Source organism: Xanthomonas sp. WHRI 7945, assembly GCF_035026585.1.
Genome location: NZ_JAYIQP010000009.1, coordinates 48,345 through 71,570 on the forward strand (window position 1 = coordinate 48,345; position 23,226 = coordinate 71,570).

The 23,226-nt window shown below is 68.6% G+C and carries 22 protein-coding genes; 5 read left to right on the forward strand and 17 right to left on the reverse strand.

The genetic code is table 11. From position 1 onward, the window contains the following. Positions 1 to 23: 23 nt before the first annotated feature. The 3 genes from VDQ83_RS09250 to VDQ83_RS09260 all read right to left on the reverse strand — a co-directional run bounded on the left by VDQ83_RS09250 (position 24) and on the right by VDQ83_RS09260 (position 4,418). Positions 24 to 2,402 carry a Tex family protein gene (locus tag VDQ83_RS09250; protein ID WP_263394616.1) on the reverse strand — a complete coding sequence of 793 codons (2,379 nt, stop codon included), beginning with the start codon at positions 2,400 to 2,402 and terminating at the stop codon, positions 24 to 26. Between the two features lie 96 nt (positions 2,403 to 2,498). Next, positions 2,499 to 4,127, reverse strand: coding sequence for a hybrid sensor histidine kinase/response regulator (locus tag VDQ83_RS09255; protein WP_455434692.1), 1,629 nt, complete (start codon positions 4,125 to 4,127; stop codon positions 2,499 to 2,501). Between the two features lie 75 nt (positions 4,128 to 4,202). Next, positions 4,203 to 4,418, reverse strand: a complete 216-nt coding sequence (locus tag VDQ83_RS09260) for a hypothetical protein (RefSeq protein ID WP_263394618.1) — start codon at positions 4,416 to 4,418, stop codon at positions 4,203 to 4,205. 175 nt (positions 4,419 to 4,593) lie between these two features. Between VDQ83_RS09260 and VDQ83_RS09265 the strand changes: the two genes are divergently transcribed. Beyond that, on the forward strand, positions 4,594 to 5,805 hold the full coding sequence (locus VDQ83_RS09265; protein WP_455434693.1) for an NAD(P)/FAD-dependent oxidoreductase: 1,212 nt from the start codon (positions 4,594 to 4,596) through the stop codon (positions 5,803 to 5,805). Between the two features lie 2 nt (positions 5,806 to 5,807). Here VDQ83_RS09265 and VDQ83_RS09270 read toward each other — a convergent pair whose 3' ends face one another. The 6 genes from VDQ83_RS09270 to VDQ83_RS09295 are packed head-to-tail and all read right to left on the reverse strand — an operon-like array spanning position 5,808 to position 9,836. Next, positions 5,808 to 6,260: a hypothetical protein gene (locus VDQ83_RS09270; RefSeq protein WP_455434694.1), complete on the reverse strand. Its 453-nt coding sequence runs from the start codon at positions 6,258 to 6,260 to the stop codon at positions 5,808 to 5,810. Continuing rightward, entirely contained in the window at positions 6,257 to 6,466 is a 210-nt protein-coding gene (locus tag VDQ83_RS09275) for a PspC domain-containing protein (protein WP_455434695.1), read from the reverse strand. The genes VDQ83_RS09270 and VDQ83_RS09275 overlap by 4 nt, the downstream gene beginning before the upstream one ends. Positions 6,467 to 6,494: 28 nt before the next feature. Continuing rightward, the gene (locus tag VDQ83_RS09280) at positions 6,495 to 6,878 is read right to left on the reverse strand and encodes a DUF5329 domain-containing protein (RefSeq protein ID WP_455434767.1); all 384 of its coding nucleotides are present in this window, start codon (positions 6,876 to 6,878) and stop codon (positions 6,495 to 6,497) included. A gap of 43 nt (positions 6,879 to 6,921) precedes the next feature. Further along, positions 6,922 to 7,998, reverse strand: coding sequence for a class III poly(R)-hydroxyalkanoic acid synthase subunit PhaC (locus tag VDQ83_RS09285; protein ID WP_455434696.1), 1,077 nt, complete (start codon positions 7,996 to 7,998; stop codon positions 6,922 to 6,924). Then, a complete protein-coding gene (phaE, locus tag VDQ83_RS09290) occupies positions 7,995 to 9,176 on the reverse strand; it encodes a class III poly(R)-hydroxyalkanoic acid synthase subunit PhaE (RefSeq protein WP_455434697.1) in 1,182 nt (393 codons plus the stop codon). The genes VDQ83_RS09285 and phaE overlap by 4 nt, the downstream gene beginning before the upstream one ends. Before the next feature lie 45 nt (positions 9,177 to 9,221). After that, positions 9,222 to 9,836: a CDP-alcohol phosphatidyltransferase family protein gene (locus VDQ83_RS09295; protein ID WP_263394623.1), complete on the reverse strand. Its 615-nt coding sequence runs from the start codon at positions 9,834 to 9,836 to the stop codon at positions 9,222 to 9,224. 143 nt (positions 9,837 to 9,979) lie between these two features. On the opposite strand from VDQ83_RS09295, the gene VDQ83_RS09300 reads away from it, so the two are divergent. Then, positions 9,980 to 10,738 (forward strand): 3-hydroxybutyrate dehydrogenase, encoded by a 759-nt coding sequence (locus tag VDQ83_RS09300; RefSeq protein WP_455434698.1) that lies wholly within the window; start codon positions 9,980 to 9,982, stop codon positions 10,736 to 10,738. Between the two features lie 291 nt (positions 10,739 to 11,029). Here the strand turns inward: VDQ83_RS09300 and VDQ83_RS09305 are convergent, their stop codons facing one another. The 3 genes from VDQ83_RS09305 to ppsR all read right to left on the reverse strand — a co-directional run bounded on the left by VDQ83_RS09305 (position 11,030) and on the right by ppsR (position 13,049). After that, complete coding sequence (locus VDQ83_RS09305) at positions 11,030 to 11,518, reverse strand: NUDIX hydrolase (RefSeq protein ID WP_455434699.1); 489 nt, start codon at positions 11,516 to 11,518, stop codon at positions 11,030 to 11,032. 72 nt (positions 11,519 to 11,590) lie between these two features. Continuing rightward, positions 11,591 to 12,097 (reverse strand): DUF1249 domain-containing protein, encoded by a 507-nt coding sequence (locus tag VDQ83_RS09310; protein ID WP_455434700.1) that lies wholly within the window; start codon positions 12,095 to 12,097, stop codon positions 11,591 to 11,593. A 130-nt stretch (positions 12,098 to 12,227) separates the two neighbouring features. Continuing rightward, a complete protein-coding gene (ppsR, locus tag VDQ83_RS09315; protein ID WP_263394627.1) occupies positions 12,228 to 13,049 on the reverse strand; it encodes a posphoenolpyruvate synthetase regulatory kinase/phosphorylase PpsR in 822 nt (273 codons plus the stop codon). 146 nt (positions 13,050 to 13,195) lie between these two features. Here ppsR and ppsA point away from each other — a divergent pair, with 146 nt between their 5' ends. Further along, positions 13,196 to 15,571 (forward strand): phosphoenolpyruvate synthase, encoded by a 2,376-nt coding sequence (ppsA, locus tag VDQ83_RS09320; RefSeq protein ID WP_455434701.1) that lies wholly within the window; start codon positions 13,196 to 13,198, stop codon positions 15,569 to 15,571. Beyond that, a complete protein-coding gene (locus VDQ83_RS09325; RefSeq protein ID WP_455434702.1) occupies positions 15,571 to 16,527 on the forward strand; it encodes a mechanosensitive ion channel family protein in 957 nt (318 codons plus the stop codon). The genes ppsA and VDQ83_RS09325 overlap by 1 nt, the downstream gene beginning before the upstream one ends. Before the next feature lie 66 nt (positions 16,528 to 16,593). On the opposite strand, the gene orn is transcribed toward VDQ83_RS09325, so the two are convergent. The 3 genes from orn to mntR form a co-directional block, all read right to left on the reverse strand. After that, entirely contained in the window at positions 16,594 to 17,175 is a 582-nt protein-coding gene (gene orn, locus VDQ83_RS09330; protein WP_455434703.1) for an oligoribonuclease, read from the reverse strand. A gap of 104 nt (positions 17,176 to 17,279) precedes the next feature. After that, entirely contained in the window at positions 17,280 to 17,777 is a 498-nt protein-coding gene (tadA, locus tag VDQ83_RS09335) for a tRNA adenosine(34) deaminase TadA (RefSeq protein ID WP_455434704.1), read from the reverse strand. Further along, positions 17,774 to 18,238 (reverse strand): manganese-binding transcriptional regulator MntR, encoded by a 465-nt coding sequence (gene mntR / locus VDQ83_RS09340; protein WP_263394632.1) that lies wholly within the window; start codon positions 18,236 to 18,238, stop codon positions 17,774 to 17,776. Before mntR ends, tadA begins: the two co-directional genes overlap by 4 nt. Positions 18,239 to 18,385: 147 nt before the next feature. Here mntR and VDQ83_RS09345 point away from each other — a divergent pair, with 147 nt between their 5' ends. Beyond that, complete coding sequence (locus VDQ83_RS09345) at positions 18,386 to 19,738, forward strand: Nramp family divalent metal transporter (RefSeq protein ID WP_455434705.1); 1,353 nt, start codon at positions 18,386 to 18,388, stop codon at positions 19,736 to 19,738. Positions 19,739 to 19,775: 37 nt separating this feature from the next. On the opposite strand, the gene VDQ83_RS09350 is transcribed toward VDQ83_RS09345, so the two are convergent. Continuing rightward, positions 19,776 to 21,488 (reverse strand): response regulator, encoded by a 1,713-nt coding sequence (locus tag VDQ83_RS09350; protein ID WP_455434706.1) that lies wholly within the window; start codon positions 21,486 to 21,488, stop codon positions 19,776 to 19,778. After that, positions 21,485 to 22,999, reverse strand: coding sequence for an ATPase domain-containing protein (locus VDQ83_RS09355; protein ID WP_455434707.1), 1,515 nt, complete (start codon positions 22,997 to 22,999; stop codon positions 21,485 to 21,487). Before VDQ83_RS09355 ends, VDQ83_RS09350 begins: the two co-directional genes overlap by 4 nt. Positions 23,000 to 23,226: the final 227 nt, after the last annotated feature.

The following is a 23,226-nucleotide window of genomic DNA, read 5'->3' on the forward strand; positions in this document are numbered from 1 at the left end:
CACGCGGCTGCGCCTGTGCCCGCTCAGCTGCGCTTGGCGCGTGCGAACGCGTCGGCCAGGGCGCTGTTCTGCGGCGGCGCGGCCGCGGCGCGCGGCTTGCCGTTACCTCCGCCATTGCCGCCATTGCCGCCGCGCGCATCGCGTTCGCGACGCGGCGCGCCTGCCGCCGGACGCGCGCCGCCGTCGCGCTCGCCGGCGCGCGCCGACGCCGGCGCCGGCGTATCGTCCAGGCGCCGGGTCAACGCGATGCGCTTGCGCGCCACGTCCACTTCCAGCACCTTGACCTTGACGATGTCGCCGGCCTTGACCACGTCACGCGGATCCTTGACGTAGCTATCGGACAGCGCGGAGATGTGCACCAGCCCGTCCTGGTGCACGCCGATGTCGACGAACGCACCGAACGCGGCGACGTTGCTGACCACGCCCTCCAGCACCATGCCCGGCTTGAGGTCCTTGATGTCCTCCACCCCGTCGGCGAAGCGCGCGGCCTTGAACTCCGGACGCGGATCGCGGCCCGGCTTCTCCAGTTCCTTGAGGATGTCGCGCACGGTCGGCACGCCGAACTTTTCGTCGGTGAACTGGTCCGGCTTGAGCGCGCGCAGGAAGCCGCCGTCGCCGATCAGCGCCTTGATCGGCTTGCCGGTGGCGCCGACGATGCGCTCCACCACCGGATACGCTTCCGGGTGCACCGCCGAGGCGTCCAACGGCTCGTCGCCGTCGGCGATGCGCAGGAAGCCGGCGCATTGCTCGAAGGTCTTCTCGCCCAGCCGCGGCACCTTCAGCAGCTCCTTGCGGCGCTTGAACGGGCCGTTGTCGTCGCGGTGACGGACGATGTTCTCGGCCACGCTGGCCGACAGCCCGGACACGCGCGACAGCAGCGCCGCCGAGGCGGTGTTGACGTGGACGCCGACCGCGTTGACGCAGTCCTCCACGCGCGCGTCCAGCGCCCGCGCCAGGCGGTACTGGTCCACGTCGTGCTGGTACTGGCCCACGCCGATCGCCTTCGGCTCGATCTTGACCAGCTCGGCCAGCGGATCCTGCAGGCGCCGCGCGATTGACACCGCGCCGCGCAGCGACACGTCCAGCTGCGGGAACTCCTTGGCCGCGAATTCGGACGCCGAATACACCGACGCGCCGGCCTCGCTGACCACGATCTTCTCCAGCTTCAGCTGCGGGTTCTGCTTGATCAGGTCGGCGGCGAGCCTGTCGGTCTCGCGGCTGGCGGTGCCGTTGCCGATCGCGATCAGTTCCACGCCATGTTGCGTGCACAGCTGCCTGAGCGTGTGCAGCGACTGGTCCCACTGCTTGCGCGGCTCGTGCGGATAGATGGTGTCGGTGGCGAGCAGCTTGCCGGTGGCATCGACCACCGCGATCTTGCAGCCGGTGCGGATGCCCGGATCCAGGCCCAGGGTCACCCGCGCGCCGGCCGGCGCGGCCAGCATCAGGTCCTGCAGGTTGTCGCCGAACACCGCGATCGCCTCGGCTTCGGCCTTCTCGCGCGCCTGGTTGAACAGGTCCAGCAGCAGGTGCATGTGCAGCTTGGCGCGCCAGGTCAGGCGGCACGCATCGAGCAGCCAGCGGTCGCCCGGGCGGCCCTGGTTGGCGATGCCGGCGCGCAGCGCGACACGGCCCTCGGCGTACTGGTGACCGGCCTCGGCGTCGCTGCCCGGATCCAGTTCCAGGTACACGATTTCCTCGCGGCGCGCGCGGAACAGCGCCAGCAGCCGGTGCGAGGGAATCTTGGCCAGCGCTTCGGCATGGTCGAAGTAGTCGCGGTACTTGGCGCCTTCCTGCTCCTTGCCCTCGGCCACGCGCGCGCGGATCACGCCGACGTCGCCGAGCCAGCCGCGCAGTTCGCCGACCAACGCCGCGTCTTCGCCCCAGCGCTCCATCAGGATCGCGCGCGCGCCCTCCAGCGCCGCCTTGACGTCGGCCACGCCCTTGTCGGCGTCGACGAAGCTCGCGGCGAAGCTGTCCGGCGTCAGCGACGGGTCGGCCAGCAGGCCATCGGCCAGCGGTTCCAGGCCCGCTTCGCGCGCGATCTGCGCACGCGTGCGGCGCTTGGGCTTGTACGGCAGGTACAGGTCTTCCAGCCGCGACTTGGTATCGGCGGCGACGATCTCCGCGCGCAGTTCGTCGCTGAGCTTGCCCTGTTCGTCGATGCTGGCCAGCACCGCGGCGCGGCGGTCTTCCAGCTCGCGCAGATAGGTCAGGCGGGTTTCCAGGTTGCGCAACTGGGTGTCGTCGAGGCCGCCGGTGACTTCCTTGCGGTAGCGCGCGATGAACGGGACGCTGGCGCCTTCGTCGAGCAAGGCGATCGCGGCGCGCGCCTGCGCGGGCTGGGCGCCGATTTCCTCGGCGATGGTACGGGCGATCTGCTGGGCGAGCTGAGTGTCGTGCATTGCGTCCGGCCGGAGCCGCCTTGCGGAAAACCGGCATTTTCGCAGCGCCCGGGCCATCGGGGAACCCGTTGACAGGCGCACGCCGACCTGTCGGCGTCAGCTCACACCGGTCGGCCCGTCCAGCACGATGCGCACCTTGCGGGTCAGCTCCTGCCGGTTGTAGGGCTTGGACAGCACCTCGAACTCGGCGCCGCCGGCATCGGTGCGCTCGATCGAGGACTCGGCGTAGCCGGTGGTCAGCAACACCTTGAGCTTGGGCCGGCGCCGCCGCGCCTCGCGCGCCAGCATCACCCCGTTGAGCCCGCCGGGCATGATCAGGTCCGAATACAGCAGGTCCACGTGCACGCCGGTGTCGAGCAGTTCCAACGCCTCGCGCGCGTTGTGCACGACATGGGTGGCGTAGCCCTGGTCCTCCAGGAACAGGCGCGCCAGTTCGGCGATGTCCGGCCGGTCCTCCACGATCAGGATCGTCTCGTCGCCCTGCCGGTCGAACGCGCGGCGGGTGCGCGAATCGCGCGGCGAGACGTTCTCGACGTTGTCGTCGATCGGGAAGTACAGCCGCACCGTGGTGCCGTGGCCCTCTTCCGAATACAGCCGCACCGCGCCGCCGGACTGCTTGGCGAAGCCGTACACCATCGACAGGCCCAGGCCGGTGCCCTTGCCCTCGTCCTTGGTGGTGAAGAACGGATCCAGCACGTGGGCCAGCACGTCCGGCGACATGCCGCTGCCGTTGTCGGTGACCGAGACGCAGACGTAGTGGCCGGGCAACAGGTTGTCGTAGGTGGTGGGTTCGTCGGCGCGGATCGACACGTTGCGGGTCTGGATGACCAGGCGCGGCGCAGGCTGCGCGGCCATCGCGTCGCGCGCGTTGATCAGGATGTTGAGCAGCGCCACCTCGGCCTGGGTCGGATCGATCCGGCAGTTGCGCAGGTCGGCCGCCAGGTCCAGCGCGAAGGTGATGCCGTCGCCCAGCGTGCGCTCGGCCACGTCGCTCATGCCGGCGACCAGCGCATTGAGGTTGAGCACGCGGCCTTCCAGTTTCTGCTTGCGCGCGAAGGCCAGCAATTGCTGGGTCAGCCGCGCGGCCTGGCCGGCGGCGTCGCGCGCGCGCTCCACGCTCTTGCGCAGCCGCGCCGGATCCAGCGGCTCGCGCTCCACCGCATGCTCGATCAGTTCCAGATAGCCGGACATGACCTGCAACAGGTTGTTGAAATCGTGCGCGATGCCGCCGGTCAGCTGGCCCAGCGCCTCCATCTTCTGCGCCTGGCGCAAGGCGTCCTCGGTATCGCGGCGGCGGCTGACGTCCAGCTGCGAGCCGAAGAAGTAGACCAGCTCGCCGTGCTCGTTGTAGACCGGCGAGATGAACAGCGCGTTCCAGAAACTGGAACCGTCCTTGCGGTAATTGAGGATCTCCACGGCGACTTCGCTGCGTGTGGCGATCGCCTCGCGCACGCTGTCCACGGTATCGCGATCGGTGTCCGGTCCCTGCAGGAAGCGGCAGTTGTTGCCGAGCAGTTCGTCGCTGCTGTAGCCGGTCATCTCCACGAACGCGCGGTTGACGAACACGATCGGGTTGTCCGCCTGCCTGGGATCGGTGACGATCATCGGCATGCGCGTGGTTTCCACCGCGGCGAAGAAGATGTCGCTGCGGTGGTCGGACAGGTCGGCGGTGGTGTTTTCGTGGACGGTGACGCGCGATGGCTTACGGGTATCGGGTGCTGGCATGGTCGATCGTAGTTCCATGCGAACCGTTGCTGGCCCGCCTATGCGGGCGACCACGCCGGGGTCCGCACGCCGGCGTCAACGCGAATAGTACTTGTGCAGCCGTTCCACGACGATTTCGTCCTGCAACGATTCCAGCGCCATGATCCGCACCTGCCGATCGCTCACCGCTAGCACGCGTTCGACGTAGATCTCCGGCCCTGAGGCGGTTTCCTTCATCGACTTGCTGAAGCCGTAGGGCATCACGCCCTTCTCGCCATCCTTGCTGCCACCGATATACAGAACGACCGACATGACGCTTCCTCTGTTGGGAATTCGTGGAACTGGCGCGCAGCCTACACAGCGCCACGTGAGGGGATTCTCCACGCAGGTTAATCGTCGCTGTTTGCCCGCAGATGACTTACTTCTTTCTCACACCGGCTTAACTGCCCATGCCCGGTAGTCGCGCACCCCTTCCTGGCGGACATGCATGGATCTCAAGAGCGGCTACCCCTTCTGGTCCGTGCGCAACGGCCTGATCCAGGCCTTCCCGCAACTGCGCAGCGACCTGCGCTGCGATGTGGCGATCGTCGGCGGCGGCATCACCGCCGCGCTGATCGCCGACGAACTGTCCGCGCACGGCCACGAGGTCGTCGTGCTGGAACAACGCGACGTCGGCTGGGGCAGTACCGCCGCCAGCACCGCATTGCTGCAGTACGAGATCGACACCCACATGATCGACCTGGCCAAGCGCTACGACGAGGACGCCGCCGCCCTCGCCTACCGCTCCTGCGCGCAGGCGGTGGAGCAGTTGCGGGCGCTGGCGCGGCCGCTGCGCGATGTCGACTTCGGCTGGAACGACAGCCTGTACTACGCCAGCCGCCGCCGTCACGTGCGCGTACTGCAGCAGGAACTGCAGCTGCGCGCGCGCCACGGGCTCGAGGTGGAGTGGCTGGATGCGCAGGCGCTGCGCGCCGACTACGGCATCGACGCCCACGGCGCGATCCTCAGCCGCCAGGCGGCGCGGGTGGATCCCTACCGCCTGACCTACCGCCTGCTCGGCCGCGCGCACAAGCGCGGCGTCGGGGTCTACGACCGCACCCGCGTCGAGCGCATCGACCTGAGCCGCCGCGGCGCCACCCTGCATACCGAGCAGGGCCTGCAGGTCCGCGCCGGGCATGTGGTGATCGCCGCCGGCTACGCCAGCCAGCGCTGGCTGGACCCGCGCGTGGCCCGCAACCGCAGCAGCTACGCATTCGTCAGCGACCCGCTGGACGACGCGATGCTCGGCGCGCTGAAGCACACGATGGTATGGGAAAGCGCGCGCCCCTACCTGTACCTGCGCACCACCGGCAACGGGCGCATCGTCGCCGGCGGCGAGGACGACGGCGTGGACATCCCGCTGCGCCGCGACGCCCGCGTCGACGGCAAGGCGCGCACGCTGTCGCGCAAGATCGCCAAGGCGATGCCGGGCCTGGACCTGAAGCCCACCTTCGCCTGGGCCGGCACCTTCGCCGAAACCGAAGACGGCCTGCCCTTCTTCGGCCCGCATCCACAGCGCGGGCCGCGCATGCAGTTCGCGATGGCCTACGGCGGCAATGGCATCACCTACAGCATGCTCGGCGCCAGCCTGCTGCGTGCGCACATCGAGCGCCGCGCGCATCCGCTCAAGCAACTGTTCGGTTTCGCGCGATTGGACTGAACTCAGCGCCGCCCCGGCCACCAGCCGTGGCCGAGCATCGCGTAGCGGTCGGCGGCGCGCTCAAGCGGGTTGCGTACATGGACGCCGCCGCAGGCGAAGTACACCGGCAGGAACAGTGGCCCCAGCACCAAGTACTGCAGCACGTGCGCGCGCTCGTGATCGCCCAGGCGTACGTTCGGGTGCCGGCAGCGGCCGGCGGCGTGTTCGTAGGTGGCGCAGGCCACGTCCAGGTCGTCGGCGCTGACCAGGATCACGTTGCCGAGCGTCAATGCGCCGCGCGGCCCCCAGGGAAACCGGTCGAACACCAGTGCCAGCTCGCGCCGGCTGACGCGTGCACGGGCACCGACCAGCATCGCGGCGAGTCCGGCGATCAGGCCCAGCAACGTATTGGGCAAGGTCCACAGCGCGCCCAGCACGAACCCGGCCCGGCGCAGCGCCGTCGCCGGCTGCGTCAATCGGCTTCGTTGGGAATCAGCAGCCACAGGATCAGGTAGACCAGGATGCCGGGGAACGCGGCCGAGGCGATCGAGCCGATCACGTAGACCACGCGCAGCAGCGTCGCGCTCCAGCCGAAGCGATGCGCGATGCCGCCGATCACGCCGGCGATCATGCGCTCGTCGAGCGAGCGCGACAGCGTACGGGTGGGTTTGGGCTGGGACATGGCGGCGGCTCCTGCGGCAAATGCGCGTTCAGTCTGGGCGCGCCGCCGCGGACGGGGCGTGACGGCGCAGCGCCGCCAGCTGTTGCGCGAACCAGGCCGCCGCATCCTGCTCCGGCTGGCCCGGACACGCCACCCGGTAAGCCTTCCCGCTGCTACTGCTTTGGCTGGCGCCGCGCTCGATGAACTGCTCGGCGGTGGCGGCCATCTCGCGCTTGCGCAGGTAGTCGTACTTGCGCTGCAGGTGCGCCTTGGCCTCCGCCGCCGGATACCAGCTGCCGTTGCGCTGGAACCGGCACGGCGAGGCCTGCAAGGCCGCCAGCAGTGCGTTGATCTCGCGCTCGGCGACCGGCGACGGCGCGGCTGCGGCCGCGACCGTGCAAACGCAGGCCAGGCCGAACGCGAACAGGCGCATGCCAAGCCGCTGCGCGGATCGCGTGGTGGGTTTCATCATGCGTCTATTCTCCGCCATCGCGCTCGGCCAGCCAGCGGTGCAGCGCCGCCGGCACTTCGCGCTGCGCGCGGCCGGACACGTAGATGCCGATGTGGCCGCCACGGAAGCTGAGCTCGGCGTAGTCCTCGCTCCCGACCAGGCCGCGCAGCGCGCGCGATGCGTCCGGCGGCACCAGGTGGTCCTGCTCGGCATAGACATTGAGCACCGGCATGTCGACCCGGGCCAGGTCCACGGCGTGGTCGCCGATGCGCGCGCGGCCATGCATCAGCGCGTTGTCCTGGTAGAACTGCTTGACGAACTCGCGGAACGTCTCGCCGGCCAGGTCGGGCGAATCGAAGATCCATTTTTCCATACGCAGGAAGTCTTCCAGCGCGCGCGGATCGTCGAGGATGTCCAGCAGCCCGACGTATTTCTGCAGGTTCAACCGGAACGGTTTGAGCATCAGGTAGCTGGCGTTCATCAGATCCGCCGGCACGTTGCCCAGCGTGTCCACGAACAGATCCACGTCCACCTGGCGCGCCCAGTTGGACAGCATGTTGTCCGGGGTATGGAAATCCACCGGGGTCACCATCGTCACCAGGTTGCGCACCTTCGCCGGCTGCAGCGCCGCATAGCACAGCGAGAAGGTGCCGCCCTGGCAGATGCCGAGCACGTTGACCGGCGCGCCGGCCGTGGCCGCGCGCAGGTGGTCGACCGCGCCGTCGATGTAGCGCAGCAGATAGTCTTCCAGGGTCAGGTAGCGCTCGGACCGGTCCGGATAGCCCCAGTCCAGCACGTAGACGTCCTCGCCCAGCGCCAGCAGGCCCTGCACCAGCGAGCGGTCGGCCTGCAGGTCGACCATGTACGGGCGGTTGACCAGCGCATAGACGATCAGCAGCGGCACCTTCGCGGTCGGCGGCTTGTTGCCGACGAAGCGGTACAGCACCACCTTGCCGTCGCGCCACACCTCCTGCCGCTCGGTGACGCCGTACTGCACCTCGTCCAGCCCGGGCAGCACGCGCAGCCCTTCCATGAGCTTGCGCTGCAGCTCCAGGGTTTCCTGCAGCAGGTCGTCGCTGCTGAAGCTCAACGGCCCTTTCATGCGCGGCCCCGGTGCGGCGCCGCGCCCGGCTTGCCGCGCGCCGGCCTGGCGGCGGGCTTGGACGCCGCGGCGGACCTGGACGGCGCGACAGGTTTGGACTTGACCGGCGGTTTGGACGCGGAAGCGGCGCGCTTGGTGGGCTGCTTAGCGGCGGCCTTGACCGGCGTGCCGGCTGGCGCCGCCTTGGACGCGGGAGCAGCGGCAGGCCGGCCGCGCGACTGCGGACGCGATGCGGGTGCGGCGTTCTCGGTGGACTGGGGGTTCGCCGTCGCCGCGACCGGCGCGGCACCGCGCTCCAGCCGCCGCAGCCGCCGCTCCAGATCGGCGATGTGCCGATGCGCCGCATCCAGCTCGCTGCGGGTCGGCAGGCCCAATTGCTCGCACAGCTGCTCGGTCTCGCGCTGCAGCAGCGAACGCAGGCGCATCTGCGCGTTGGCGAAGCCGGCATAGACCTCGCGGAACTCCTCCGACAACGCCGAGGCCGCATAGGCTTCCTCGGCGGCGTCGATCCACAGGTCGAACATCGCCCGCGCGTTGGTCAGCTGGCGGCCGGGATCCTCGTGCTCGCGCAGCTTGGCCTCGAACACGCCGAAGGCGTTGTCGATCGCGCCCTGCAACTGGCCCATGTACGCCTGCAGCTGCGCCTGGTAGTCCTGCTGCGCCTTGGCCAGCGCGCGCCAGCGCGCATGGTGGTTGCGGCCCGGGCCGAAGCCCGGCATCTGCAGCCACGGCCCGCTGTCGCGCTGCCAGCCCTGCAGCCATTGCGCCGCCTGCTGCAGCCACGGATCCACGCCGGCCTGGCCGGCGCCGCGGGCGGTGCCGAGCAGCCATTGCAGCATCTGCTCGCGCTGGCCCTGCACCTGCTGCTTCCAGGCCGCGGCCACGTCCGCGCTGCCCGCATCGCGCCCGGCGAACTGCGCGGCCACCTGCTGCATCGCGCCGAACCAGTCGCCGGCCTGTCGCTGCAGCTGCGCCACCGCATCCTCGGTCTGAGGCGCGGTGCCGCGCGGCAGCCATTGCGCCCAGGTGTCGATCGCCTCGCGCCACGGACCAGCGGCGCCATCGGCGGGCGCTGCGGGCGCAGCCCCGCCCTGGCGCAGCGCCTCGCTCCACGCGCCCCAGTACTGCCGCGCCAACGCCTCGAAATCGCCGGCATCGTTGCCGCCGCTAGCCTTCATCGCCACCCTCCCAGGTCAGACGGGGATGATAGCAACTGCACCCGGTCAGGGCTTGGGAATACGCAGGGTCTTGCTGATCATCAGCGAACCGGACAGCGCGAACAGCAGCACCAGCGGGTGCAGCAGCCACGGCCCCAGCCGCCATTGGCCCCACCACAGCGCGTCGCCGATGTGGCCCAGGTACGCGGCGACCGCGAGCACGATCACCAACGCCAGGCTGCTGGGGATTGGCGTGCCTTCGAAATACGGGACCTTGTCGCCGTCGCCGGCCAGCTGCTCGGCGGTGACGTTGTAGCGCGCCAGGCGGCTGACCCCGCAGCACACGAAGAAGCTCAGCACCAGCCAGTCCCAGCCGCCCTGCATGCCGCAGGCGTAGGCCAGCGCCGCCGGGGCGACGCCGAAGGAAATCACGTCGGCCAGCGAATCCAGTTCGCGGCCGAGGGTGGACGAGGACTTGCGCCAGCGCGCCACGCGCCCATCCAGCGCATCGAACACGAACGCCAGCGGGATCAGCGCCATGCCGATCAGCAGGTCGCTGCGCCGGCCCTCCTGCAGGAAGCGCATCGACGCGAACACCGCGCCGGTGCCGCAGAAGGCGTTGGCCAGGGTGAACCAGTCGGCCAACTGGAATTCGCGCAGCATGGAGAAGTGGCGTTTCATCGGCATAGCGTGGCGGATCCGGCGTGAGAAGGGTGCGACCGGCACAGGGTAGCGTGGCGCCAGCGCAGTGGCGAGGATCGCCGCCATGGCGGCGTCGCGGCGCGCTGCTACGCTTGTCGCCCCCTCGCCCACAGGTGTTTCCCATGCAGACCGTCCTGATCACCGGCGCCGCCAGCGGCATCGGCGCCGGCATCGCCCGCGAACTGGCCGCCGGCGGCCGCCACATCGTCGTCAGCGACCTGGATGCGGACGCGGCCGCCGCAGTGGCCGCACAACTGCGCGAGGCCGGCGGCTCGGCCGAAGCGGTGGTCCTGGACGTGAGCAGCGAGGCCAGCATCGATGCGGCCCTGGCGGCGATCTCGCGGCCCGTGGACGTGCTGGTCAACAACGCCGGATTGCAGCACGTGGCGCCGCTGCAGGACTTCCCGATGGCCAAGTGGAGCCTGCTGGTCGAGGTGATGCTGACCGGCGTGGCGCGGCTGACCCAGGCGCTGCTGCCGGGCATGCGCGCGCGCGGCTTCGGCCGCATCGTCAACATCGGCAGCATCCATTCGCTGGTCGCCAGCCCGTACAAGAGCGCTTACGTCGCCGCCAAGCACGGCCTGGTCGGGTTTTCCAAGGCCGTCGCGCTGGAGACCGCCGATACCGACATCACCATCAACACGCTGTGCCCCAGCTACGTGAAGACGCCGCTGGTGGACAAGCAGATCGCCGACCAGGCGCGCACCCGCGGCATCTCCGAGGCCGACGTGATCGCGCAGGTGATGCTCAAGCCGATGCCCAAGGGCGTGTTCATCGATTACGACGAACTGGCCGGCTGCGTCGCGTTCCTGGCCTCGCCGGCGGCGCGCAACATCACCGCGCAGACCATCGCCATCGACGGTGGCTGGACTGCGCAATAGCGCTACGGCGTGTGCCGGCAACAATGGGGTTGCGGAAGGGCGATCCTTGCTGGCGAATTTTTCGCCAATGCGGCGGCGGGCGTTGCGCTGCAACGCGGCCGCACTCTTATCCACAGACTTCGGCCGGTTCCATCCACACCCGCTGTGGAGAAGCGCGGCAGCGGCTGGCGAAAGTTTCGCCAGTCGGCAAAATCGGCCAGCCGTATCAGCGACTTGCCACGCTTGCCCACAGGCTTGTGCAGGATCGATCCACAGCCGCTGTGGACAAGCACAGCGCAGGCGCGGCGGCACTCAGGCCCGCGAGTAGCGCCACGACAGCATGCGCCCGTCGCGATACGGCATCACCCCGTGGAACGGACGTGGATCGGCGTCGAACACCAGCGGCAGGAAATGGCGGTCGCCCTCCCACAGCGGCAGCGATGGCATGTCCGCCACCGGCACCCAGGCCAGCGTGCCCTCGGCATTCTCGGCGAACGGTTCGCCGCTGTAGGCGCTGATCAGGAACAGGAAGCCCAGCCAGTCCTCGCCGTGCTTGCCGAAGCCGGGCCAGCTGATGGTGCCGCGCAACTGCAGCGACTCGCATTCGATGCCGGCCTCCTCGCGGATCTCGCGGCGCATGCCGTCCAGCACGTCCTCGTCCGCCTCGACCTTGCCGCCCAGGCCGTTGTACTTGCCCAGGTGATGGTCGCCGGGCCGCGCATTGCGATGGATCAGCAGCACCTTGGAACGGTCGGGCGACAGCACGTAGCCCAGCGTGGCGACGATCGGGGTGTAAGGCATGCGGCGGTCGGGCGAGTCGGTGGGCGCGCAGTATGCCGCATCCGCCGCGGCGAGCGGTCTATGCCACCACGCTTACAGCAGCGGCACCGGCGCGTCCTGCGCCGGCCGCGGCAATGGCGCGGCCGGCTTCAGCGTGGCCACGCCATGGCCACGCTCGGCCAGGTATTCCAGCCATTTGCTGAGGAAGGTGTTCATGCGCATGCGGTGGCTGATCAGTTCCGCCGGCGGCGGATACAGCCCCATCACGTCCTGCCAGCGGCGGCCGACGTAGCAATGCGTGGTCTCGGCCTGGCGCGCGTCGCGGTACAGGCGCACGTAGGCCGACGGGTCCGGCTCGCCGGTGAGCGGGTCGCACAGGTCGTAGGTCAGGCGCAGTTCCACCGTGTAGCGGTGGTGCTCGATCACGTCCAGGCGCAGGTCCAGGCCGTCGCCGATCGAGGACAGGTAGCTGCCCACGGCCAGGTCCGACGGGACGAACAGGCGATTCAGGTGAACGTAGTTCTCGGCGTACAGCCCCATCAGCCAGCCGAATCGGCTGAGCCGGGGGATGCGTTCGCTGCGGGTCAGGGCGTGCTGCATGGAGCCGATGCTACACGTTGAAACGCCCGCGCGGCAGCATTGACGGATCGCCCGTGCGGGCCTACCTTGGAGGTCTCGGCACGACGTTTTGCGCCCTGCCCGATGCGCCCTCCCTCTGGCGCCGTCGCATTCAGAACATCTCGCGCTGCAGGCCCAGCGTCGCCAGCACCTTGCTGGAAATCTCCTCGATCGAGGTATGCGTGGTGCTCAGGGTCGGGATCCGCTCCATCCTGAACATGGTCTCGGCCGCGGACACCTCGCGCCGGCACGTCTCCAGGTTGGAATAGCGCGAATTCGGCCGCCGCTCCTGGCGGATCTGCTGCAGGCGGTCCGGGTCGATGGTCAGCCCGAACAGCTTGCTGCGGTAGGGACGCAGCCGCGGCGGCAACCGGTCGTGTTCCAGGTCCTCCTCGGTCAACGGATAGTTGGCCGCGCGCACGCCGTAGTGCAGCGCCAGGTAGATGCAGGTCGGCGTCTTGCCGGCGCGCGAGACGGCGACCAGGATCAGGTCGGCCTCGTCGTAGTTGATCGCGATGCCGTCGTCGTGGGCCAGCGCGAAGTTCATCGCGTTGATGCGGCGGTGATAGGTCTCGAAATCGACCATGCCGTGCGCCCGCCCTACCCGCGAATGCCGCGGCGCGTTCAATTCGCGCTCCAGCGGCTCGATGAACGGCGCGAACACATCGAGCATCAGCGCGCCGCTTTCGGACAGCAGCATGCTCAGCTGCGGATCGACGCAGGAGTTGACCACGATCGGCCGCACCTGGTAACGCTCCCCCGCGGCGTGGATGCGCTGCGCCGCTTCACGCGCTTTTTCCGGATCGTCGATGAACGACATGCGGTCGGTGACGAAGCTGAAACCGCTGAACTGGGTGAGCAGGCTATGCCCAATGGTTTCAGCGGTGATACCGGTTCCATCGGACACGTAGAACACCGGTCGGATCGTCGACATAGCCTGCATTCTCCTTGCTGAAACCCAACGGATGCACCCGCTTGAGCTTGTGCCCACTCGGGTGCGCACTGCATGATATCGGCTTCTTCCCCCACGGACGCGGCCACTCTGCCCGCCTCGGGCGATGGCCCTACGGAGCATCGCGCTTGAACGAGAACATCCTTTGGTTGCACGAGTTGCGCTTGACCGACCTGGCCCGCGTCGGTGGCAAGAACTCTTCCCTCGGCGAAATGATCGGCAACCTGGCAGGACTCGGCGTCTCGGTGCCCGGCGGTTTCGCCACTACCGCCGAAGCGTTCAAGGCGTTCGTCGCCCACAACAATCTGTATCAGCGCATCTTCGACAAACTGGCGACGCTGGACGTGGAAGACGTCGGCGCGTTGACCGTGGCCGGCAAGGAAATCCGCGGCTGGGTCACCGAGGCGCCGCTGCAGCCGGAGCTGGACCAGGCGATCCGCGACGCCTACGCGCAGCTGTGCGCCGAGAACGGCGGCGGCGACGTGGCCGTCGCGGTGCGCTCCTCGGCCACCGCCGAAGACCTGCCCGACGCCAGCTTCGCCGGCCAGCAGGAGACCTTCCTCAACGTGACCGGCGCCGACGACGTGCTGCACAAGGTCAAGGAAGTCTTCGCCAGCCTGTACAACGACCGCGCCATCGCCTACCGCGTGCACCACGGCTTCAAGCACGAGGACGTGTTCCTGTCGGCCGGCGTGCAGCTGATGGTGCGCTCCGGCGTCGGCGCCTCCGGCGTGCTGTTCACGCTCGACACCGAGTCCGGTTTCCGCGACGTGGTGTTCGTTACCTCGAGTTTCGGCCTCGGCGAGATGGTCGTGCAGGGCGCGGTCAATCCCGACGAGTTCTACGTCTACAAACCCACCCTCAATGCCGGCAAGCCGGCGATCCTGCGCCGTTCGCTGGGCAGCAAGCTGATCCGCATGGTGTATTCGGATGTGCCCGGCGAGCGCGTGCGCATCGAGGACACCCCGGCCGAACTGCGCAACACCTTCTCGATCAGCGACGAGGACGTGCAGGAGCTGTCCAAGCAGGCGCTGGTGATCGAGAAGCACTACCAGCGGCCGATGGACATCGAGTGGGCGAAGGACGGCGTCAGCGGCAAGCTGTTCATCGTGCAGGCGCGTCCCGAAACCGTGAAGTCGCGCGGCCATGCCACCCAGATCGAGCGCTTCGCGCTGGAAAAGCGCGGCACGGTGATCGCCGAAGGCCGCGCCATCGGCCAGAAGATCGGCGCCGGCGTGGCCCGCGTGGTGCGCAGCCTGGACGACATGAGCCGGGTGCAGCCCGGCGACGTGCTGGTCGCGGACATGACCGATCCGGATTGGGAGCCGGTGATGAAGCGCGCCTCGGCGATCGTCACCAACCGCGGCGGCCGCACCTGCCACGCGGCGATCATCGCCCGCGAGCTGGGCGTGCCGGCGGTGGTCGGCACCGGCAACGCGATGGAACTGATCGAGGACGGCCGCGAGGTCACGGTCAGCTGCGCCGAGGGTGACACCGGCTTCATCTATGCCGACCTGCTGCCGTTCGAGCGCACCACCACCGACCTGGGCAACATGCCGCCGGCGCCGCTGAAGATCATGATGAACGTGGCCAACCCGGAGCGCGCGTTCGACTTCGGCCAGCTGCCCAACGCCGGCATCGGCCTGGCGCGGCTGGAGATGATCATCGCCGCGCACATCGGCATCCATCCCAACGCGCTGCTGGAGTACGCCAAGCAGGACGCGGCGACCAAGAAGAAGATCGACGAGAAGATCGCCGGCTACGCCGATCCGGTCAGTTTTTACATCAACCGCCTGGCCGAAGGCATCGCCACGCTGACCGCGTCGGTGGCGCCGAACCCGGTGATCGTGCGCCTGTCGGACTTCAAGTCCAACGAGTACGCCAACCTGATCGGCGGCAGCAACTACGAGCCGCACGAAGAGAACCCGATGATCGGCTTCCGCGGCGCCAGCCGCTACGTCGATCCGAGCTTCTCGGCCGCGTTCGCGCTGGAATGCAAGGCCGTGCTCAAGGTCCGCAACGAGATGGGCCTGGACAACATGTGGGTGATGATCCCGTTCGTGCGCACCCTCGAGGAAGGCCGCAAGGTCATCGAGGTGCTGGCCCAGAACGGGCTGCGCCAGGGCGAGAACAACCTGAAGATCATCATGATGTGCGAGGTGCCGTCGAACGCACTGCTCGCCGACGAGTTCCTGGAGATCTTCGACGGCTTCTCGATCGGCTCCAACGACCTGACCCAGCTCACCCTGGGCCTGGACCGCGATTCGTCGATCGTGGCGCACCTGTTCGACGAGCGTAATCCGGCGGTGAAGAAGATGCTGTCGATGGCGATCAAGGCCGCGCGCGCCAAGGGCAAGTACGTCGGCATCTGCGGCCAGGGTCCGTCGGATCATCCGGACCTGGCCGAGTGGCTGATGCAGGAAGGCATCGAGTCGGTATCGCTGAATCCCGACACCGTGGTCGATACCTGGCTGCGCCTGGCCAAGCTGAAAGCCGCCAGCTGATGGGGACGGTAGCGACGTTGCTGGCGGCGGCCGCGACGGCCGCCCCCGCCGCGCCGGCACAGGTGCGGCAAACCTTGAGCTGGCGGGACCTGGATTGGGCGCAGTACGCGCTCAACTGGGGCGTGGCGCTGGTCATCCTGGTGCTGGGGATGTGGATCGCCAAGCGCCTGAGCCAGTGGCTGCACCGTGCGCTGATGCGCGCACGGGTGGAAACCACGCTCAGCAATTTCCTGCGCAACGTCGCCTATGCGCTGCTGCTGGTGCTGGTGTTCGTGTCGGCGCTGCAGAAGATCGGGGTGCCGCCGACGTCGCTGTTCGCGGTGCTCGGCGCGGCCGGCCTGGCGGTCGGCCTGGCGCTGAAGGATTCGCTGTCCAATATCGCCTCGGGGGTGATGCTGATCGTGCTGCGGCCGATGCGCGACGGCGACCACGTGGTCATAGCCGGACAGGAAGGCATCGTCGACGAGATCCGGATCTTCCAGACCCGCATCCGCAGCTTCGACGAGCGCATGATCACCCTGCCCAACAGCACCATCACCACCGCGCCGATCGTCAACTACAGCACCCTGCCCAACCGGCGCCTGGAGATCACCGTCGGCGTTGGCTATGGCGACGACCTGAAGAAAGCCCAGCAGTTGCTGCTGCAGATCGCCCAGGACAATCCGGCCATCCTGGAGACGCCGGCGCCGTTCGTGCAGGTCACCAACCTGGGCGAGAGCACGGTGGACCTGATGCTGTTCGCCTACGCCAGGAACAGCGACTTCGGCGCGGCCAAGAGCACCACGCTGGAGAACATCCGCAACCAGCTGCTGGAGAACGGGCTCAGCATTCCCTATCCGCAGCGCGATCTGCACGTGTACCACCACGATGCCGATGGCCGCCCGATCGCCGAGCTGTTGCTGAAAGGCGTGACCGACGACGGCGAGACCAAGCAGGGCCCGCCGCTGGCGCGTTGAGGCCATCCAGGCGCGCCGCAAGACCGTGCCCGCCAGGCACGGTCCTACGCGCTGCATCGCGGGACTTCAGCGCGCGGCGCCGCCGCCCTGCCCGCCCAGCGCGCCCATGAACGGACGGTAGTAGCGCAGTTCGTCGATCGAGTCGTGCACGTCGCTGAGCGCGGTGTGCGAGGAGGTCTTGTTGAGTCCCGAGGCGATCGCCGGTGCCCAGCGCCGCGCCAGTTCCTTCAATGTGGACACGTCCAGGTTGCGGTAATGGAAGAAGCGCTCCAGCCGCGGCATCTGCCGGTGCAGGAAACGCCGGTCCTGGCAGATCGAGTTGCCGCACATCGGCGAAGCGCCCGGCTTGCACCACTGCGCCAGGAACGCCACGGTCTGCGCCTCGGCCTGGCCCAGGGTGACGTTGCTGTCGAGAACGCGCTGCCACAGCCCGGAATGGCGATGCTGGTTGCGGTTCCACTCGTCCATCGCCTGCAGCGTCTGCAGCGGATGGGCGATGGCGAATTCCGGACCCTCGGCCAGCACGTTGAGCTGCGTGTCGGTGACCACCGTGGCGATCTCGATGATCGAATCCTTGTCGGTATCCAATCCGGTCATTTCCAGATCGATCCAGATCAGACGATCGTTGTCCACGCGCGGTTCCGCCATAGCACCATCCAGTCGTTCGCGGCGGCGATGCCGGCGCGGGGGTTTCGTATCGGTCGCGCATGATAGCGCGCGCCGCGCAGCGGCTTCACGCCCGGCGGCAGCGCTCAGCCGCCGAGCAGCGGCCTGCCGCGCTTGGCGCGGAAATAGTTGGTCAGGCGCAGCCCGGCCGGTGCCGCCAGCACCCCGCCGCGTACCTGCACGCGGTGGTTGTGGCGCGGATCGGCCACCAGGTCGAACACGCTGCCGCAGGCGCCGGTCTTCGGATCCGCCGCCGCGAACACCAGCTGCGCCACCCGCGCATGCACCACCGCCATCGCGCACATCGCACACGGCTCCAGGGTCACATACAGGGTGCTGCCGACCAGGCGATGGTTGCCGAGCCGGCGCCCGGCCTGGCGCAGCGCCACGATCTCGGCGTGCGCGCTGGGATCGTGCTCGGCGATGTTGAGGTTCCAGCCCTCGCCCAGCACCTCGTCGGTGGCCGAGACCAGCACCGCGCCGACCGGGATCTCGTCGAACTCGCGCTCGGCGCGGTCGGCCAGGGCCAGCGCGTGCAGCATCCAGCGCTCGTCGCGCGCGGCGCTGTCGCCGGTGCCGTTCATCGCGCCGCGGCGTGCTTGCGCACGAACTCGGCGAACACCGCCAGCGTGGCTTCGCTGACGTGGTGTTCGATGCCCTCGGCGTCGCGCCGCGCGATGTCCTCGTCGATGCCCAAGGCCAGCAGGAACTGCTCCACGGTCTGGTGCCGCTGCCGGCTGGCGGCGGCCAGCGCCTCGCCCTCGGGCGTCAGGAACACGCCGCGATAGGGCCGCTGCACCACCCAGCCGCCCTTGACCAGGCGCTTGAGCATCTTCGCCACGGTCGGCTGGGCCACGCCCAGGCGCGCGGCGATGTCCACCTGCCGCGCCTCGCCGCCATCCGCCAGCAAGTCGGAGATCAACTCCACATAGTCCTCGATCAGCTCCAGGCGGTGCGCCTCGCGCACCTGGCGGAAGCTTTCGACCTGTACCTGCGCGTCGAGCAGCACCGCCCCTGGCGCCGTCAACTTCCCGCTTTTCTGCATCGCAACGCCCTTGTCCGGTGCCGGCGCATGCCGGCCGCCGCCTATTCTGGCCGAAATCGCGGCTATCGCCGCGATTGTATTTGCCAATGCTAAGTAGCATAGCAAGTGCTATATACTTCTCGCGCTCCTTCCTCGCGCGCTTCCGCCATGGCCGATCCCCTGCCCCTGCCCGATTCCAACGCCGCCTGGCCGCAGGCCAGCGACCCGCCGCGGCGCAGCCTCGGGCGCATGAACGGCAGCGTCGCCGTGCCCAGCGGCGGCCTCGGCTGGCGCCGCTTCCTGGCCTTCCTCGGGCCGGGCTACATGGTTTCGGTGGGCTACATGGACCCGGGCAACTGGGCCACCGACATCGCCGGCGGCTCCCATTTCGGCTACCTGCTGCTGTCGGTGATCCTGCTGTCGAACCTGATGGCGATCGTGCTGCAGGGCCTGGCGGCGCGGCTGGGCATCGCCACCGGCCGCGACCTGGCGCAGGCCTGCCGCGAGCACTATTCCAGGCCGGTCAACTTCCTGCTGTGGCTGGCCTGCGAGGCGGCGATCGTGGCCTGCGACCTGGCCGAGGTGATCGGCACGGCGATCGCGCTGAAGCTGCTGTTCGGCATCCCGTTGACCGTCGGCGCGATCATCACCGCGGTCGACGCGCTGCTGGTGCTGTATCTGATGCGGCGCGGCTTCCGCACCCTGGAGGCATTCGTGATCGCGCTGCTGCTGGTGATCTTCGCCTGCTTCCTGGTGCAGATCACGCTGGCCGCGCCGCCGCTGCGCGAGGTGCTGGCCGGCTTCATTCCGCGTGCCGAGGTGGTGACCAACCCGGCCGCGCTGTACCTGGCGATCGGCATCATCGGCGCCACGGTGATGCCGCACAACCTGTACCTGCACTCGTCGATCGTGCAGACCCGCGCCTACGAACGCAGCGACCAGGGCCGCCGCTCGGCGCTGCGCTGGGCGCTGACCGACAGCACCATCGCGTTGAGCCTGGCGCTGTTCGTCAACGCCGCGATCCTGGTGCTGGCCGCGGCGGTGTTCCATGCGCACGGCCGCACCGATGTGGAGGAGATCGAGCAGGCCTACGAACTGCTGGCGCCGATGCTCGGCGTCGGCCTGGCCTCGACCCTGTTCGCGGTGGCGTTGCTGGCCTCGGGCATCAACTCCACGGTGACCGCGACGCTGGCCGGACAGATCGTGATGGAAGGCTTCCTGCACCTGCGCATCCCGGCGTGGGCGCGGCGGCTGCTGACCCGCGGCCTGGCGATCGTGCCGGTGGTGGTGGTGACCTGGCTGTACGGCGAGCAAGGCACCGCCAAGCTGCTGGTGCTGAGCCAGGTGCTGCTGTCGATGCAGTTGCCGTTCGCGGTGATCCCGCTGGTGCGCTTCGTCGCCGACAAACGCAAGATGGGCGCGCTGGTGGCGCCGCGCTGGCTGATCAGGCTGTCGTGGGCGATCGCCGCGCTGATCGTGGCGCTGAACGTGAAGCTGCTCGCCGATACCCTGCTGCACTGAGCCGCGGCTGCCGCCTGGGCAGCGCGGCGTGGCCGGGTCACGAACACAACGGCGCGGTCTCCGACTTGCCGGACGTGTCGGCGTTGGCCCGCACCTGCTGCAGCGCGGCGGCCAGTTCGTCCAACCGATAGGGCTTGGATAGGATCTGCACGCCTTCGGCCTCGGCCGCGGACTTCGCCGCTTCCGCATAGCCGCTGGTGAGCAGGATCGGCAGCGCCTTGCGCCGCGTACGGATCTCGTGGACCAGTTCCAGGCCGTTCATGCCGCCGGGCATCATGATGTCGGAGAACACGATGTCCACCGCGCGCTCGTTGGCCAGCGCGCCCAGCGCCGCCGCCGCGCTGGCCACGCGGGTGACCTGGTAACCCAGCTGGCGCAGCATCTCGCCGACCAGGGCAGCGACCTCGTCGTCGTCCTCCACCAGCAGCACATAGCCGGCTTCGCCCGGGGCACGGCGCGCGACCTGCACGTCCACCAGGTGCCGCTCGTCCGGCGCCGGCGCGCGGAACGAGCGCGGCAGCAGCAGGTGGATCGCCGTGCCCTGCCCGAGATCGCTGTCGATATGGATCGAACCGCCGGATTGCTGCACGAACCCGTGCACCTGCGCCAGGCCCAGGCCCGAGCCCTTGCCGATGTCCTTGGTGGTGTAGAACGGCTCGAACACCCGCGCCTTCACCTCCGGCGCCATGCCGGTGCCGGTGTCGATGATCGACAGGCGGATGAAATCCGGATCGGTCTTGCCGGCGCCCGCCACGTTCTGCGCCCGCACCACGATGGTGCCGCCGTTGGGCATCGCATCGCGCGCGTTGACCGTGAGGTTGAGCACCACCAGTTCCAGTTCGCCCGGGTCCACTTCGATCGGCCACAGGTCCTCGGCGAAATCGAAATCCACGTGCACGTCGCCGCGCAGGCTGCGGTCCAGCAGTTCGCGCATGCCGCCGATCTGCCGGGTCAGGCCGACCGGCTCTGGCTTGAGTTCCTGTCGCCGCGAGAACGCCAGCAGTTGCCGGGTCAGTCCCGCGCCGCGTTGCGCGGCCTTCTGCATGCCGTCCATCAGCCGCTTGCGTATGGCCGGATCAGCCTGCGTGTCGAGCATCGCCAGGCCGCCGGAGATCACCATCAGCAGGTTGTTGAAATCGTGCGCGACGCCACCGGTCAATTGCCCGATCGCCTCGATCTTCTGCGCCTGGCGCAGGGTTTCCTCGACCCGGGCGCGTTCGTCCATCTGTGTGCGCAGCAGGCGGTTGGCCTCTTCCAGCTCGCGCGTGCGCGCCACCACCTGCGCTTCCAGTTCCTGCGCCGCCGAGGCCTGCACCTGCAGCAGCGAGCGCACTTCGTACTGGCGGGCGCGGGCGCGCAGCGCGGCACGGATGGTGCTGGTGAAGGTGATGGCCTGCACCGGCCGTTCGAGCAGCGCGACGTTGCGCAGCGAGGCCACCAGGTTGCGGCGCCAGGCCACCACGGACGGTTGTTCCTGATGGCTGGTCAGCACCAGGAACGGCAGGTCCGACCAGGCCGGCTGCGCATCGGCCCAGGCATACAGTGCCGCCGCATCCTTGCCGAACAGGCCTTCCTCGGCGACGAACACCGCCGCGGCGCCGACGTTCAACTCCCGCACCAACGCGTCCAGGTTCGCGCAGTTGTAGGCCACCACCCCGCCACGCCGCAGCAGTTCCACCGAGGCCGCGCCGTCGCGCCCGATCGGCGCATGCACGAGGACGCGGTGTTCGGTCGCGTCGCTGCTGCTCATGCAAGCGTATCCAGCAGCGGCAGATCCTCCCCGCTGTAGCGTGGCGTTCCGGAGAAGATGCCGCTGAATCCCTTGAGCGGCGGACCGACGTGGATGCCATCGCTGCTGAGGCGGAATTCGCGGATGGTGTTCTCGTGGCTGCCGCTGCGCTTCTTCACCACCGACAGCGCGCGGCGCACCGTACCGTTCACCTCGAAATAGCGCAGCATCAGCACAGAATCGCTCAGGTAGCTCAGGTCCAGCGGCGTTTCCATCGGGCCGACCAGGCCATGCTGCGCCAGCACCAGGATGGTCAGCACGCCCTGCTGGCCCAGGTAGCTGAGCAGCTCGTGCATCTGCAGGATCAGGAAGCGCTCGTCCGGCATCGCATTGAGGTAGCCGTTGAGGCTGTCGATGACGACCACCTTGGCCCCTTCCACCTCCACGCTGCGGCGTACCGTCGCGGCGAACTGGCCCGGCGACATCTCCGCCGGATCGATCTGCTGGAACCGGATCAGCCCGTTGTCGAGTTTTTCCTGCAGCGGCAGGCCCAAGGTCCGGGCGCGCGCCTCCACCGTGCTGCGGCCCTCGTCGAAGGCGAAGAACACGCTGTGTTCGCCACGCTCGGCCGCGGCGATGGCGAAGCTCAACGCCAGCGAGGACTTGCCCACGCCGGCCGCGCCCAACAGCAGGACATTGGTGCCGCGCTCCAGCCCGCCGCCGAGCAGGCGGTCCAGCTCGGCATTGCCGCTGGGGGCGACTTCTTCGATCTGGTGATGCTTGTACTCGGCCGCTATCAGCCGCGGATAGATCTCCAGCCCGCCCTTTTCGATGGTGAAATCGTGGTAGCCGCCGCGGAACTGGATGCCGCGCATCTTGACCACGCGCAGGCGCCGGCGTTCGGCACCGTAGTCGATGGCCAACTGTTCCAGCAGCACCACGCCATGGGTGATGGAATGCAGCTGCAGGTCGTTTTCCTGCGAGGACAGGTCGTCGAGCAGGATCACCGTGCACTGGCGGCTGGCGAAGAAATGCTTCAGCGCCAGCACCTGGCGGCGATAGCGCAGCGGACTCTGCGCAAGCAGGCGCAGTTCCGACAGGCTGTCCAGGACCACGCGGCTGGGATTGAGCTGTTCGACCTTGTCGAAGATCAGCTTGGTGGTCTCGGTCAGTTCCATTTCCGCCGGATGGAACACGGTGAGTTCGCGCTCCGGATCCAGCGCGGTCTCCGGCGGCACCAGTTCGAACACCTCGACCTGATTCATGCTCCAGCCGTGGCGGGCAGCCACCAGGCGCAGTTCGCGCTGGGTCTCGGACAGGGTGATGTAGAGCACGCGCTCGCCATGCCGCGCGCCTTCCAGCAGGAACTGCAGGGCGATGGTGGTCTTGCCGGTGCCTGGGCGGCCTTCGTACAGGTAGAGGCGGTTGGCATCGACGCCGCCGCCAAGGATGTTGTCCAGACCCACACTGCCGGTCGAGATGCGTGGCAGGTCATCGCTGTTCACGTGCTCGGGCTGCCGATGGGGCGTCATGGTCGTCCTTTTTGGTTGCATTTGGATTTGAAAGGCGTTGCTCTCCACGGCGCTTCCGCGGGCCAGGCGCAGCGACTCGGGGTGGAGTTCGCCTTCGCCAGCACGCCTTGTCCAGGATGTCGCGGCCGGCGCACGCATCACCTGCGCACCGCCATGCTCACGCATCATCGACGTGAAGCACACTACGTTCGGCAAAGTGATTTTCTTGTGTAGGCAAGCGGCGCCGG